13 protein-coding genes are annotated in these 14,178 nt (G+C 71.3%); 3 read left to right on the forward strand and 10 right to left on the reverse strand.

Annotated elements, in window-relative coordinates; all coding sequences use genetic code 11:
- Positions 1 to 4 precede the first annotated feature (4 nt).
- From ACRWK8_RS20050 to ACRWK8_RS20075, 6 genes are all read right to left on the reverse strand, one after another.
- Entirely contained in the window at positions 5 to 1,330 is a 1,326-nt protein-coding gene (locus ACRWK8_RS20050) for a TadA family conjugal transfer-associated ATPase (RefSeq protein WP_378737334.1), read from the reverse strand.
- 55 nt (positions 1,331 to 1,385) lie between these two features.
- Positions 1,386 to 1,751, reverse strand: a complete 366-nt coding sequence (locus ACRWK8_RS20055; RefSeq protein ID WP_378737620.1) for a TadE/TadG family type IV pilus assembly protein — start codon at positions 1,749 to 1,751, stop codon at positions 1,386 to 1,388.
- Positions 1,752 to 1,861: 110 nt separating this feature from the next.
- Positions 1,862 to 2,239, reverse strand: a complete 378-nt coding sequence (locus ACRWK8_RS20060) for a pilus assembly protein (protein WP_378737617.1) — start codon at positions 2,237 to 2,239, stop codon at positions 1,862 to 1,864.
- A 58-nt stretch (positions 2,240 to 2,297) separates the two neighbouring features.
- Positions 2,298 to 3,698 carry a CpaE/TadZ family protein gene (locus ACRWK8_RS20065; protein ID WP_378737332.1) on the reverse strand — a complete coding sequence of 467 codons (1,401 nt, stop codon included), beginning with the start codon at positions 3,696 to 3,698 and terminating at the stop codon, positions 2,298 to 2,300.
- Between the two features lie 6 nt (positions 3,699 to 3,704).
- Positions 3,705 to 4,484 carry a Flp pilus assembly protein CpaB gene (gene cpaB / locus ACRWK8_RS20070; protein WP_378737330.1) on the reverse strand — a complete coding sequence of 260 codons (780 nt, stop codon included), beginning with the start codon at positions 4,482 to 4,484 and terminating at the stop codon, positions 3,705 to 3,707.
- Between the two features lie 63 nt (positions 4,485 to 4,547).
- Positions 4,548 to 5,813, reverse strand: coding sequence for a chromosomal replication initiator protein DnaA (locus ACRWK8_RS20075; RefSeq protein WP_378737328.1), 1,266 nt, complete (start codon positions 5,811 to 5,813; stop codon positions 4,548 to 4,550).
- A 696-nt stretch (positions 5,814 to 6,509) separates the two neighbouring features.
- Between ACRWK8_RS20075 and ACRWK8_RS20080 the strand changes: the two genes are divergently transcribed.
- Positions 6,510 to 6,983, forward strand: a complete 474-nt coding sequence (locus tag ACRWK8_RS20080) for a YkvA family protein (RefSeq protein ID WP_431872135.1) — start codon at positions 6,510 to 6,512, stop codon at positions 6,981 to 6,983.
- 64 nt (positions 6,984 to 7,047) lie between these two features.
- The gene (locus tag ACRWK8_RS20085; protein ID WP_431872137.1) at positions 7,048 to 8,151 is read left to right on the forward strand and encodes a TAXI family TRAP transporter solute-binding subunit; all 1,104 of its coding nucleotides are present in this window, start codon (positions 7,048 to 7,050) and stop codon (positions 8,149 to 8,151) included.
- A 57-nt stretch (positions 8,152 to 8,208) separates the two neighbouring features.
- Here ACRWK8_RS20085 and ACRWK8_RS20090 read toward each other — a convergent pair whose 3' ends face one another.
- From ACRWK8_RS20090 to ACRWK8_RS20105, 4 genes are all read right to left on the reverse strand, one after another.
- A complete protein-coding gene (locus ACRWK8_RS20090; RefSeq protein WP_431872139.1) occupies positions 8,209 to 9,618 on the reverse strand; it encodes a PEP/pyruvate-binding domain-containing protein in 1,410 nt (469 codons plus the stop codon).
- Positions 9,619 to 9,641: 23 nt separating this feature from the next.
- A complete protein-coding gene (locus ACRWK8_RS20095) occupies positions 9,642 to 10,274 on the reverse strand; it encodes a transcriptional regulator (protein ID WP_431872141.1) in 633 nt (210 codons plus the stop codon).
- Positions 10,275 to 10,407: 133 nt separating this feature from the next.
- Positions 10,408 to 10,704: a YciI family protein gene (locus tag ACRWK8_RS20100; protein WP_378737318.1), complete on the reverse strand. Its 297-nt coding sequence runs from the start codon at positions 10,702 to 10,704 to the stop codon at positions 10,408 to 10,410.
- A 175-nt stretch (positions 10,705 to 10,879) separates the two neighbouring features.
- Positions 10,880 to 12,940: an acyltransferase family protein gene (locus tag ACRWK8_RS20105; RefSeq protein WP_431872143.1), complete on the reverse strand. Its 2,061-nt coding sequence runs from the start codon at positions 12,938 to 12,940 to the stop codon at positions 10,880 to 10,882.
- Positions 12,941 to 13,204: 264 nt separating this feature from the next.
- Between ACRWK8_RS20105 and ACRWK8_RS20110 the strand changes: the two genes are divergently transcribed.
- Positions 13,205 to 14,056 carry a TIR domain-containing protein gene (locus ACRWK8_RS20110; RefSeq protein ID WP_431872145.1) on the forward strand — a complete coding sequence of 284 codons (852 nt, stop codon included), beginning with the start codon at positions 13,205 to 13,207 and terminating at the stop codon, positions 14,054 to 14,056.
- Positions 14,057 to 14,178 lie beyond the last annotated feature (122 nt).

The following is a 14,178-nucleotide window of genomic DNA, read 5'->3' on the forward strand; positions in this document are numbered from 1 at the left end:
GCCCTCAACGGCTGTCCCGGACGGGGTCGTCGGACACGACCCCGAACACCGCGGGGACGCTCTCCCCGACGTGGTGGATGCGACCGGCGACGTGGCGTGGCAGCGGGTGGTGCCGGAACCGCCCCTCGACGGTGCGGTCGGGGGTGGCCGGGAGCGCCGCGAACTCCATGAGCCGGTCCAGCCGGAACTCCTCGCGGCGACGCGAGGACACCACGGCGATCTCGTTGATCCGGCGGGAACCGTCCGGCCAGCGGCCCAGGTGGACGACCGCGTCCACCGCGTTGTTGATCTGGTCGCGGATCGCGTCGTAGGGGATGTTCCCGTCGCCCAGGGTGGCCAGGGTCTGCAGCCGGTGGATGGCGTCCTCGGCGGAGTTGGCGTGCACCGTCACCAGGGACCCGTCGTGGCCGGTGTTCATCGCCTGGAGCATGTCGACGGTCTCGGGGCCGCGGACCTCACCGACGATGATGCGGTCCGGACGCATCCTCAGCGCGTTGCGCACCAGGTCACGGATGGCGATGCCGCCCCGGCCCTCGATGTTGGCGGGCCGCGACTCCAGCCGCACCACGTGCTCCTGCATCAGCTGGAGCTCGGCGGAGTCCTCGATCGTGACGATCCGCTCCTGGCTGGGCACGAAGGCCGACAGCGCGTTCAGGAAGGTCGTCTTCCCGGTGCCGGTTCCGCCGGAGACGACGATGTTGAACCGGGCGCGCACCATCGCGGACAGCAGAACCCCGGTCGCCTGGTCCAGGCTGCCCATCCGCACCAGTTCCTCGATGGGGTAGGGCTTGGGGAAGCGCCGGATGGTCAGGACCGGACCGGACAGGGACAGCGGCGGGATGATCACGTTGACGCGCTCGCCGCTGGGCAGCCGGGCGTCCACCATCGGTGAGGACTCGTCCACGCGCCGGTTGACCAGGGAGACGATCCGGTCGATGGTCTGGTAGAGCTGCTCCTCGCCGTTGAAGGCGGCGTCGATCCGCTCCATGCGGCCACCGCGTTCCACGAACACGTTGTCGGGGCCGTTGACCATGATCTCGGTGATGCTCTCGTCGGCCAGCAGCGGCTCCAGCACGCCCAGTCCCAGGGCCTCGTCCACGACCCGGCGGATCAGGACCGACCGTTCGCGGTCCGACAGCACCGGGCCCTCACGGGACAGGATGTGCCCGACGACCCTCTCCAGGCGGACGCGGCGCTGGGCGAGCGTCAGCTGGGTCAGGTCCTCCAGGTTGATCTCCTCCAGGAGGCGCCGACGCCAGTGCGTCACGCTGCCGCGGTCCGCGCGTTCCTCGACGCCGCGGTCCTCCTCCAGCCGGTCCTTCAGCCCCATGTCCCTCGTGTCCTCCCTAGCCGATGCCGTCCTGGTCGCGCGGGTTCCGCCCGCCTCACACGTTCGGCATGTCCACCCGTCGAGTCAGTGTCAGGTTCAGGTCCACCGACGAGAACACGATCGGCAGCGGGTGGGAGACCTCCACGAAGTACCCGTCGCTGTCGTTGGTCCCACTGGTGATGGTGGCGTCGTCCAGCCAGCCGGGCAGGGCCGTGCGGGCGGTTTCCTCGGCCCCGGTCAGCTGCTGGGTTCCGGCGGCCCGGGCACCGGCCCTGGCGGCGGACTCGATGCGTTCGACGGCGGTGAAGGCCAGGAAGACCTCCATAGCCACCACCACCGTGAACAGCAGGATCGGCAGGGTCGCGGCGAACTCCAGGATGGGTCCGCCCCGGTCCGAACGCGGGTGGTCGCCGAACAGCAGCCTCCGGAGGACGGGGGCCCGTGTACCGGGCTCCGTCCCCGCTCCGCGAGTGACCGGGCGGCCCGTCCCGGGAGCCCGGGATCCACGGCCGCGCGCGGTGGGAGTGCCGCTCAGGGGGACTCCACCCCCTCGGGTTCGGTGCCCCCGCGCGGGCGCACCTCCGTGACCACCCTGGCCTCCCCGGTGATCGGCCACGGAGCCGTCACACCCGGAAGGAACACCGGCATGTCCAGGCTCACCCGCGCGAACCGGTCGCCGTCGCGCTCGACGATCTCCGTGGTCAGCACGTCCTCACCGTCCCAGGGCGCCCGCACCCGCTTGCGCGCCTCCTCGTCGATGCGGGCCATGTCGTCCGGCGTGACGGAGGCCTGCCGGGCCGCCTCGGCGGCCCCGTGGGAGGCGTACATGGAGGTGACTCCGACCAGCAGCACCTGCCACACCAGGGCCAGTGCCAGCATCATGAACGGAACCATGGCCGCGAACTCCACGAAGATCGCGCCGCGGTCGTCTCCGGTGCCCCGTCTCCTCCCGGACTCCCGGTGGTCCTCAGCCACCGATCCCCCCTCCCGGGTGCTGGGGGCCCGGACCCCAGGGGGAGGGCCCGACCGGCCGGGGCTGGTGCCCGGAGGCCGGGTCCTGGCCCATGGCGTTGAGGAACCCGGACACGTCCCGGGTGGTCGGGCCGCCCGGCGGCTGCGGACGCGAGGCCAGCCCGGCCAGCCCCTGGGGGAGCCCGCCCGACGGGGTGGTGTGACCGCCCGGCCCGGTTCCCCCCGAGAGTGCGGTGGGGGGGACGAGCAGGTCCAGTTCCGACGCGAGCCGCGCGAAGGCCTTGCGCAGTCCCTCGTCGGTCACCTTCGTGGGGTCCCCGTTGTTCTCCCCGGGTTCCAGCGCCCGGTAGGCCGCCGGGACCGGTGTGCGCAGCACCTTGGTGCCCAGCAGCTGCTGGAGGAAGTCCGGCTGGATCTCGTTCTTGCGGCTGTGCCGGGTGACCAGGGAGTAGACGTCCTCGTGCGAGCGGATCTGGAGGCGCTCCCACATGGCCATCAGCCGCTGGGCGCCCCGCAGCGCGGGCACGTCCGGGGTCACCGTCACCACGGACCTGTCGGCCACCTCCACCGCCATCGCGGTCGCCTCGTTCATGGTGGAGCCGCAGTCCACGATCACCAGTTCGTAGCGGGACCGCAGGGCGCTCAGGATGCGGCGGGTGGCCCGGGCGGTGACGTCCTCGCCGCGCTCGCCGTGCTGGGGGGCCAGGAGCACGTGGGGGCCGCGCGGGTCCACGTAGAGGGTCTCCGCGAGCATCCCGGGGCTGATGTCGTCGGCGGCGTCCACGAGGTCCGTGATGGACCTGCGGTGCTGGAGGTTGAGGTAGGAGGGCAGGTCACCGGCTTGGAGGTCGAGGTCGACCAGGCACACCAGCCGGTCCCGCCGGGCCGCGGCCATCGCCAGGTGCACGGTGCAGGTGGTGGTGCCCACGCCGCCCTTGGCCCCGCTGAGGGTGACGATCCGGCCCCGCACCCCGGAGGCGGGCAGTTCCAGCGACGCCGACTCCAGGTGCCGGCGCAGGGTCCGCGACCACTCGGCGGCCTTGGCGACCCGGGTCTCCAGTTCGGTCGCCCCGGAGTCGGCCGGGACCACGCCCCGCGCTCCGGCCTCCATCGCGGCGGTGAAGGTGTCCGGGTCCATCGACGGCGAGACCAGCAGGATCGCCAGCTGCGGATGCCGGTGCGACAGGTCCCGGATGGTGTCGAAGACCGGGGCGGGGCCCAGTTCCCGGTGCACGAGGACCACGTCGAGGTCGGAGTATTCGCCCGCGGCGTTGATCAGGTCCGTGCTGGTGAGGCGGGACGAGACGAGGTCGGCCCCGGCCAGCTCCTCGAAGCGCGCCGCGATCACCATCTCCGTCTCGGAGCTGGGCATCCCCGCCAGGACTCGGAAGTTCACTGGTACTTACCCCTCATGCGGCGTGCGCCGCTGGTCGCTCTGGTCGCCCTGGCCGGTTCCGCCGGAGGCGTTCTCGAAGATCCCCTCGAAGTCACCGCTGCACACCTGGGTGTCACCGGGATCGCCGCCGTCCGCCGCGCTCACCAGCGCCATACGGAGCTTGGTCGCGAACTCCTCGGCGTAGGCGAGCTGGAGCGCGGTCTGCGGGTCGAGTCGGAAGGTCACCGGGACGACGCCCGTCACCCCGCCCGCGTCGGACTCCTGGCTGCGCAGTTCCCCGATGTCCAGGACCTCCACCTCGGTGACGATCCGTGTCGCGCAGGCCTCACCGTGGTCGCGAGCCTGGAAGGTGCCGTAGATGTCCACGACCGACCCCCGCTGGATCCTGCCGGCGATCCCGGTCTCGGCGCTGACCATGATCGCGATCTCGCGCTCGCCGGCGGTCAGGGTCGGCTGGGGCTTGACCATGCCGTGCTGGAGGATGGCTCCCTCGGTCAGGTGGCTGGCGGCCACCAGCTCCTGGCCCTCGGGGGTGTCGATCTCCTCGAGGTCGGAGATGAAGACCTCCGGGTCGAAGTACGACGCGGGTACCTCGACCGGGGCGTACGAGTCCTGGCCCAGGGGCTGGTTGGCGTCGACGTCCTCGACGAGTCTCAGGACGGTGGCGACCCTGCCCCCCTGGTCCTGCTGGCCGTTGACGTAGGTGAAGACGGAGGCGAACACGGCGACGGCGCCGATAGCGGCCACGACCATGAGAAGTACGCCGCGTCGCTGACGGGGGTTCATAGGGGGTGGTATCCGTTTCCGTGTCGTCGGGGGCCGTCCGTCCGGGCGTCGGAGCGGCGGACCCTAGCGGGAGAAGGTCCTGGGGGATTCCGGGCTCGGCATCGTGTCCGGGTTCGCGGTGCCCGGTGGCGGGCTCGGCGGGACGGGCGGCCTGTGCCCGTTCGCTGGTACGGGGGGTCGGTCGGTGTACGGGCCCGAGGGGGGAGCGCCGGTCCCGTTGAGGGGGTTCGGCCCGGTCCGGTGGGGCTCGGCGCCCCGCGGCACGACGGTGGGCTGAGGGGCCGGGGCCGCCTGTGTGGCACGCGGGTCGGAGTGGTCGGGGTTCCCGTGGGGGCCCGGGGTCGCTCGTGGCACGGTGTCGGGCCGCGACACGGGGGAGTCGGGTGCGCCCGGGGGTGCGGGGGAGACGGGGGCCTGGGCTCCGGAGGGGCCCCGGTACGCGCGGGCGTCCCGCGCGACACCGTTCCGGGACGCGGGGGCCGGGGCGGCGGGGCCGGTGTGGTGGGTCCTGGTGGGGGTACCGCTGCTGGCACCCCCGCAGAACGGACAGGAGGTGGCGGTGACGGGCTCACCGCACCAGGTGCACTCCGCTGCCCGGAGCGCCCCGGCGGCGTAGGCGAGGGCCTGGGGGTGCGCGCTCAACGCCACGAACTCCACGTACTTGCTGGTGCCCCAGTAGGTGCTGCCGAGGGGTTGGACGGGCAGGGTCCGGGTGGCCACCGGCTGGATGGCCTGGGGCAGGTTCTCGTCGAACGCCCGGGTGATGCTGGGGTCCGGGGTGGAGCACAGCAGCTGCACCGGCTGGACCGGGCGGAAGGGCAGCTCACTGATCACGTCCGAGGGCCGTAGGCGGCCCACCTGGGCGGAGGGGGCGCAGTAGGCGAGGAAGGAGACCGTGGGCGCGTACGAACCCATGTGCTGGCGCAGGCTCGTGGGGAGGGTGGACAGACCGGACACCGTTCTCAGCCAGGCCCCGGCCAACAGGTGTTTGGGCAGCTCCGCGCTGAGCGCCGCCACCATGCCCGGCGGCAGGTAGGGGGCGAGGTAGGCGAGCTGGTCCGCGATGAGGGAGAGTGCGAGGGGGGACAGATCGACGCCGATCCCCGCGATGTGGTCGGTGCGCAGGGCGCCCCGCGCGAAGTTGACCGCCTTCTGGGCGTCGGTGGACCGCCAGGCGGGGTAGAGCGCCACGACCCGGCGACCCGCGCGTACCTCCTCCATGGCGAAGGCGACGAAGGCGGCGCTGCGCGCGCCCACGTCGTCGCCGGTCATGGCGAACCGCCGTGCTCCGGTCTCGCCCACGTGGCCCGTGCTGGGGATGTCCGCCAACAGGGCTACGGTCGTCTCCGACCGCGGTAGGGCATTGGACACTGGAAAGGCTCCATCGGTTCTGCGCGCTCGGGCGATGTCGGTTGCTTCGGAGGCGCCCCGCGTCTCAGGTGCCACTCGCACGCATCGTAACGAATGGGTGCGGTGCAGCGGGAGGCCCGGTATTCACCACCTTGGGGCACGGGTTGCGCCATGTGGTGGGTTTTCGTCAATGAGGCCAAGGTGACCTGCATAACGGGTCGGGTCACCGGGAGTCGGTCGGGGGCGGGTCGGCCGGTCGTGTGTCCGGAGTGCTGCGGACCGGTTCGGGTCGTGTGGGCCGTATGCGGGAGATCCTATGTCCTGCGTGTTCCTTGTCCCCTTGGTCCTCCGGCGTCGTCGCGGCTGGCCCCGGGACGACCTCCGTCGGCCGGTGGCGCCACCGGTGGGAGGTCGCGCGGGTGGGTTCGGTGACGAGCGGCGGCGGTGTGCTGGCGAGTGGGGGCAGAGGCGCCGTCACCTCCAGCATGCCCCTCCTGCTCCGGGCCCACCAGTGCCACCGGTCCCCCCTGTGGACAACTCGGGGTTCGAGGAGTGGGGCGCGCGGGGTGTCGCGTCGGTCTCGTTCGGGGTTGTCCTCCGTGCCAGGGGGAACGAACAAGGGAGACTTCGCGTCATATCTTGAGAAGTCACGTGCCCCCTGAGGAGACGAACACGATGCGCAAGGCAAACCGGGCCGCGGCCGGTGCGGCCGCTTGGCAGGTCATCCAGAACTCGGACAGCAAGGTCTCGCTGTGGGAGCGGGTCCGGGCGATCCCGCGCATGCTCGGCGCGAAGCTGCGCGGACGCTACCCGGAGCTCGGTGGCGGCAAGCTCTTCATGATGCTGGTCCTGGTCGGCTACATCATCTCTCCGATCGACTTCGTCCCCGAGCTGATCTTCTCGGTGTTCGGCCTGGTCGACGACGTCGCCGTCGCCGTCTGGCTCACCACCATGGCGCTGGGGGAGAGCGAACGCTTCGTCGTCTGGGAGCGCGGGCAGCACGCGCAGGAGGCCTTCGCCCGGGCCAACCAGGAGGGCGGGCACCCGGGCCCCCACCAGAGCCAGCGCCCCGGCCAGAGTGAGAACGGACCCGCGGGCCACCACCCCGGCCCGGAACGGGCGGCCGCCCACCAGAGACAGCGCCGCTGACCGGATCCCCCGGTCCCTCGGGACCCGGGGAGTCCGAGGCCGCACCATCATCCCCAAGGAAATCGTGTACACATCCCCCAGAAGGCCCGGGCGTCTCCGGACCCCGCTGATCGTCGGGGCCACGGTACTTTCGGTCGCCCTGTTCGGGGGCGCCCTGCACTGGGCGCTCCCCGGGCTCGTCGGCCGATCCGAACCCGTGCACGTGGACGAGGACGCGGACACGCCCTCCTACGCCGGCGACTACCTGGTCGGCGAGGCCGCCTGGGGTCTGTCGACCTCGCGCCTGGCCCGGACGATCTGTGAGACGTGGACCGAGGAGGTCGACGGGGTCACCTTCTCCGAGCAGGTCGCCAGCGACCATCTGGACCCGGGCGCCGAGTTCCTGGCCCTGGAGAGGGAGATCGACGCGCCCAGGAACGGCGCGTCCTACCGCAACGACGTCGTCCTCACACACAACACCTGGTACACCCGGCTCCGGGAGGGAACCCTCGACGTGCTCGACGGGGATCCGGTCCGGGAACCCGAGAACGTCATGGTCCTGGGCAACGTCTCGCCGTTGACCCTCCAGTACGTCGTCGGGGCCGACTCCGACATCCACACCCTGGAGGATCTGGCCGGTACCACGGCGCTCATCGCCTGGGAGGACCCCGAGACCCTGGAACTGAGCGACCTGGTCCTGCTCGCCGCCGGGCTGGACCCGCTCGCCATGGACGTCACCTCCGGGTACGACTTCGACACCCACACCCCGCAGCAGGTCCTCATCGACGGTGACGTCGACGTCTACGTCCTCCTGGACGAGGTCGGCAACGCGGAGCTCGACCACTTCGAGCGGCAGGGGATGGAACCGCGTGTCCTGGAGATCCCGGAGGAGGTGGTGGCGACGGTCGGTCGCGTCGACCCCTCCTACACGAGCCTCACCGTCGAGGCGGGGACGCTGCCCGGTCACGACGGGGAGGTCAACATGATGGCCTCCTGGGAGGCCCTCTACGCCCACGCCGACCTCGACGAGGACCTGGCGTACGAGCTGGTCGGCGCCGTGTACGAGGACCTCGGAGACCGCGTGCCCGGTCAGGTGACCGCCACCGTCGAACAGGCGCTGAGCGGGGTCGCCGCCGACCGGGTCCATCCCGGTGCCGCCCGCTACTTCAGCGAGCGGGGCGCGCTCTGAAGGGACCCCTCGGCGGCGTGCCGCCGATCCCGGACGGCCGGTGTGACTCCCACGCACTCACGCGCGCAGCACGGCGTGGGCGGCGCGCAGGCGGGACTCCTCGGTGTCCGCGCCGGTCTCCACGGACCCGCCCGAGACCTCGTCGGCCCACGTGAGCAGCTGTTCGAGACGAGCCCCGGCACCGCCCGTGGTGACGCGGGCGCGGCCCAGGACCAGTTCACCGCCGGTGCCGTCGACGGTCACCAGTGTGCCCTCGGGGACGTGGTGTCCCCCCACGTGGATCGCTTCGTGCCCGACGGTCAGGTCTCCCACACCCACCACGGCGGGCGTGCCCAGTGACCGGGCGACCACGGCGGCGTGGCTGGCCGGGCCGCCCCGTGCGGTGACGATGCCCGCCGAGGCGGCCAGGCCACGCATGTCCAGCGGGGAGGTCTCCGGGCGGAACAGGACCACCGGTTCCCGCGCGGCCATCCGGACCGCCCGTTCCGCGCTGGTCGCCACCCGGCCGACCGCCACCCCCGGGCAGGCGCCCACGCCCCGTGCGAGCGGGGGACGTCCGTCGGGCAGGGCGAGGCGCGGGGTGCGCACGTGCCGCAGGTGGGGAGGGGCGACCCGCGACAGGGCCTCCTCGCGGGTGATCACACCGGCCTGCGCGAGGTCGACCGCCACGCGGACGGCGGCGGTTCCGACCAGGCGGGCGGGGCGCAGCTGGAGTATCCACAGCCGCCCGGACTCGTGGGTGAACTCGACGTAGCAGGCGTCGCGGTGGTGCTCCTCCACCCGGTCCAGGGCGGTCAGCAGGTCCGCCCAGACGGCCGGTTCGCGCTCGGCGAGCTCGCCGAGGGGGCTGGTCAGGGTGGTGCCCGAGACGACCGCGTCCCCCTGGCGGCCGAACAGCACCTCACCGAAGGGGCCGTGTTCACCGGTGTTGGGGTCGTGGGTGAAGGCGACCCCGCTGCCGCTGTGCTCGTCCCGGTCCCCGCGCACCATCACCTGCACGGTCACGGCGGTGCCGAGGTCGTCGGGCACACCGTGCAGTGCGCGGTAGGTCCTGGCGCGCGGGGTGTCCCAGGAGGAGAACACCTCCGTGATCGCCCGGTGCAGCGCCTCCAGCGGGTCCGTGCCGTCCGCGTCGTGGGACGGGTCGAGGTTGAGGATCGTCGTCATCATCCCGGGCATGGAGACGCTGGCGCCGGAGCGTACGGACACGGTCAGAGGAGAGCGCGGATCACCGAACCGGCGTCCGGTCTCGGCCTCCAGGGCGGTGACGGCCGCGGCGACCTCACCGCGCAGACCACGGGGGACCCGTCCCTCGCGGAGGAAGGAGCGGCAGGCCTCGGTGGTGACGACGAACCCCGCCGGTACCGGCAGGCCCAGGCGTCTCAGGGTGAGGAGTCCGTGGGCCTTGCCGCCCACCAGGTCCGGGCCGTGCTCGACCCGCGCGGAGAGAGGGTGCGTCCACGCCATCGCGACCGCCTTTCCGTGGTCCGTCAGTACCGGGGGAGACCCAGGGTGACCAGCAGGTCCTCGTGCAGTTGGGCCCACACCGCGTGATAGGAGGCGGCGTCGTCCGTGACCTGGCCCGGGGCCCCGGCTCGGGCCTTCGCCAGGGCACCGGAGAGCCGGACCCGGTAGCGGTCGAAGCGGAGGAGCCGCGCGGACAGGCCGTCACAGACGGTCGCCAGACGTCGGTCGAGGTCGGAGAACAGCCCCAGGACCCGGGCGTCGTGGTCGGGGTCGGTGTGGTCGTTCACGGTCGGTACGCCGTCCACGGTCCGTAGCTGCCAGGCCGTGCAGAGGTCCAGCAGCTCCGGGTTGAGATCGAGGAAGCCTCCGTAGGCGTGTTCGACGAGGGAACGGGTTCCGGTGGCGTCCAGTTCGGCGCTGATCCGCGCGAAGCCCTCCGTGCGACCCGCCTCGCTCAGGCCCCAACCGCCGAAGGACCCCGAGGTGCGGGTGACCAGTCCTGAGACGGCGAGGTCGATCAGCGTGGACTCGGTCTCCGACTCGCCCAGACCGGTCACCTCGGACAACCGCGCGGTGCCGGAGAACCCGGCGCAGCGCAGGGCGTGCAGGACCGACAGGTCCGGCTCGGTGGCGTGCGGTGTGCTCGCTGGCTCCATGGACCTCCCTCCGCGTTCCGCATCAAGATACTGTAATCATCTGAATGATGTGAACATGCGAAATGGGAGGCGGGGTGAACCCCCGGAGGTGACGGGCCCGCCCCTCCCCGGGCCCGTCACCGAGGGTCGAGACTCAGAACTCCTGGGCGAGCGGGCCCAGGACGGGGATCCACTCCCGCGCCGAGACGTCGGTGACCAGGCCCTCCAGACGGAACGGGTCGGGCTCGGTGTGGCCCAGAGCCTCCTGGGCGGAGTCCGCCCGGAAGAGCAGCAGGGCACCGGGGGCGTCGTCGGGGCCGAAGGGGCCCGAGCAGAGGTTGATGTTCCGCTGGGAGAGTTCGTCCAGGTAGGCGCGGTGCGCCGGGCGGTGCTGGTCGCGCGCCTCGGTGCTGTTCTCCGCGTAGGTGTAGGTGACGGCGTAGACGGCCATGGTGGGTGCCTCCTGTTCGGGCTGCCCGGGGGCAGGGGTGGTCGGTCCGGAGCCAGGATGCCAGGTCGGAGGAGGGGCGTCCCCGTCCGGGCCGCCGCCCGCGTGCCCGGTACTCCGTTCGGTGCGAGCCGACCCGACTTCTCGCCCTCCGCCCCGAAGGCACCCCTGGGTGAGCTCAGGAACCGCCCAGGACCTTGTCGATCCTCGTGCCCATGTCGTCCGAGAGCAGGCGTGCGTAGGTTTCGGTGAGGTGGTGCGAGTCCCGGTAGACGACCACGTTCCCGACCACCGCCGGACAGGTGTGGTCCGTGCAGATGAGGTCGTTGAGATCGACCATCGCGGCCCCCTCGACCTCACGTACCGCCAGCTCCTGGGGGTCGTCCCGTTCCAGGGCGTCCGCCACCGGGCGGTCACAGGACGAGGGGTCGTCGGCGTTCTTGGCCAGGCAGTCGAGCACGTCGGACGTGGTGCGCGGCGTGTCCCGGATCGCGACGAGGGGGATGCCGGACGCGGTGACCTCCTCCCACAGTTCGACCATCCCCTCCGCCATGGCGTCGCGCGCCTCCGGCCCCGGCTGGAGGCCGTGGGGGAGTCCGGCCACCGAGGAGCTGCTGATGACCAGGTCGGGTTCCATGTCCTCGATCTCCTCGACGACCGCCTGGTTCCACGCCTGGCACTCCTCGTACGGTTCACCCTCACGGCCCACCTCGGCGGCGGTGAACGCGCAGGCCGACTTGTTGAACACCGCGAGCCGCCAGCCCCGGTCCTTCGCGACCTCGTCCAGGGCGGGGAACCACTGGGTGCTGTGCGAGTCCCCGGTGAGCGCCACCGTGGTCTCCGCGTCGTCGGGGCCGTAGAAGCACGGATCCGAGGGGTCCCGTCGGTCGAAACCCGCGTGGCAGCCGTCGTCGTACGCCTCGGGGGTGTCGTCCTCCGCGCCGATCGGTGAGGGATACATCGAGGCTCCCTCGGGGGAGGGCAGGCCGAGGGCCTTCGGGCCCACGTGCAGTTCCGGGTCGAAGTCGCTCACCTGGAACCGCTCCACCCGCACCAGTGCCGTGGCGGAGACCGCGGCCACGGCCAGGAGGCCCACCAGGGCCACGGACAGGGCGCCGCGCCCGGTGCGCACCAGGCCGTGCCGGGCCACCGGGTCCTCCACCCACAGCTTGGTCAGCCACGCCAGCAGGAGCGACGTCGCCGCGACCGCCACCGTCCCGAGCGGCCCCAGGGTGTCCCGTTCGAGCAGGACCAGCGCGAACACGATCAGGGGCCAGTGCCATAGGTACAGCGCGTAGGAGATGTCACCGACGAACCTGGCCGGTCCGGTGCTCAGCACCGTGGCGGCGGAGGGGCCCTCGGAACGCTCGGCGGCGATCACCGCCACACAACCCAGCACCGGGAGCAGCGCCGCGTACCCCGGGAAGGGGGTACCGGAGTCGTAGAACACGGCGGAGGCCACGACCGCGGCGAGTCCCGCCCACCCCAACAGCGGACGCAGGGGGCGCGGCAGTTCCCGGTCGGCCAGGAACACCGCCAGGAGTCCGCCCGCCGCCAGTTCCCAGGCCCGGGTGGTGGGCAGGAAGTACGCGGAGGGATCCCCGCTCCCGGTCAGGATCACCGAGCAGACCAACGACGCGGCGAACACCGAGGTCAGCGCCATGGTGAGCACGCGGAGCCGTCCCCGCGCGAAGAGCGCCCACAGGACGAACAGCAGAGGCCAGACCAGGTAGAACTGCTCCTCCACCGACAGCGACCAGAAGTGCTGGACCGGGCTCGGCGCGGTCTCCGCCGCCAGGTAGTCCATCGTCCGGTCGGCCAGGTACAGGTTCTCCACGTACGCCGCGGAGGCCAGCATCTGCCAGGCGGTGTCTCCCAGCCGGGTGACGGGCAGCAGCACCAGGGAGGCGGCTCCGGTCGTCAGGAGCACCACGGTGGCGGCCGGCAGCAGGCGTCGGACCCGGCGGACGTAGAACCCGGCCAGCGACACCCGGCCGTGCTCACGCACCTCACGCAGGAGCAGCGAGGTGATGAGGAAGCCGGAGATCACGAAGAAGACGTCGACGCCCACGTACCCGCCCGGCAGGAGCTCCGGGTTCAGGTGGTAGACGAGCACGAGCAGCACGGCGACGGCGCGCAGCCCCTGGACCTCGGGGCGGAAGCGGCTCCCACGGCCCCTGGACCGGGCCCGCTCCGGATCGGCCCCGGCCTGCGGCGATGTGAAGTCGGGTGATCGCATGCAGTCATACTGTGCCCCGCCGCGGCCTTTGTGGAGCGAACGCGGAAGCCTTTCGCCAGTGTTTCCTGAGTCTTCGCCTGCCCGAGGGGCGGCGCTCTACCCCCGTGCCCCGGGACCCTCCGGTGGCGGTGCCCGCGATGGCACGGAGCCAACCCCGAAAGAGAATTTCCCATTTCCCCATGATGGGGCGCCGGGAAACAAGCCCATGGGCCTTTATGAATCAGCTTCCAGGGCACATTATCGGAGTGTTGGAAAAGGCGAGCGGTGGAGATATCGACCGTCATTGCCAAGGCTCTAAGCGGGTCGATGGAAGTTCTCTTAAAAGAACGACAGTTTCAGTTTGGAGGAAAATCCTTGAACAGCTGCTTCATCAACTATCGGACCGGCGACGGCGAGCAGGTCGCTACGTATCTCGGGCGAGAGCTTTCCCGGAGGTTCGGTGAGAGCGAGGTGTTCCGAGCTAGTGATTCGATTCCGGCCGGAGCCGACTTCGAGCGTCGACTCAAAAAGGCGGCCAGTGGCTGCGAGGTCTTGTTGGCGGTGATCGGAAACCGCTGGCTGGAGAAGGGGGAGAACGACGGGTCGAGGGCGATCGACGACCCCGACGACTGGACACGCTGGGAGATCGTTGCGGCTTTTGAGGCCGGGGCGACGGTGATCCCCGTCTTGATCGACTCGACATCCCGCCTTCGCGCTGACCAGCTTCCTGATGACATCGTTCCCCTGGCCCGCTGCCAGTACCGGCGGCTCCGACACCGGACCGTGGGCCCAGATCTTGACGAGATCGCTGACGCGGTCCTGATCGCGGCCCCCAAGCTCGAGGAGAGGGTACGCGCGAGGGAGGAAGCTGGTGCGGCGGAAGGGGCGGCAGCCGGTCAGGGCAACACCATGGAAAACGTCGAGGGGACCGCGATCCAGGCAAGGGACTTCTGTAACCACGGTGTGGTCGTCAACGGAGACCACACGACCACTAGTACCGGTACCGGTGATATTAACCAGAACTCCACCGTGCACCACGTCGCCGGAGACCACAACTCGGCCGTCAACAACGTGTCCGGCGACCAGAGCATCAAGGAGCAGAACACCGGCCGCGCAGACGGACGGGGGCGTGAGTGACTACTCAGGAGACCGCGCGTCCCTCCGGTTCGCCCGCGACGTCCGTCGCCGGTGACCGCGCCACCACGCATACCGGACCGGGCGATGTTAACCAGGGGTCGACGGTCAACAACGTCAGTGGA

The sequence above is a fragment of the Nocardiopsis eucommiae genome, from assembly GCF_965344335.1.
GTDB lineage: Bacteria > Actinomycetota > Actinomycetes > Streptosporangiales > Streptosporangiaceae > Nocardiopsis > Nocardiopsis eucommiae.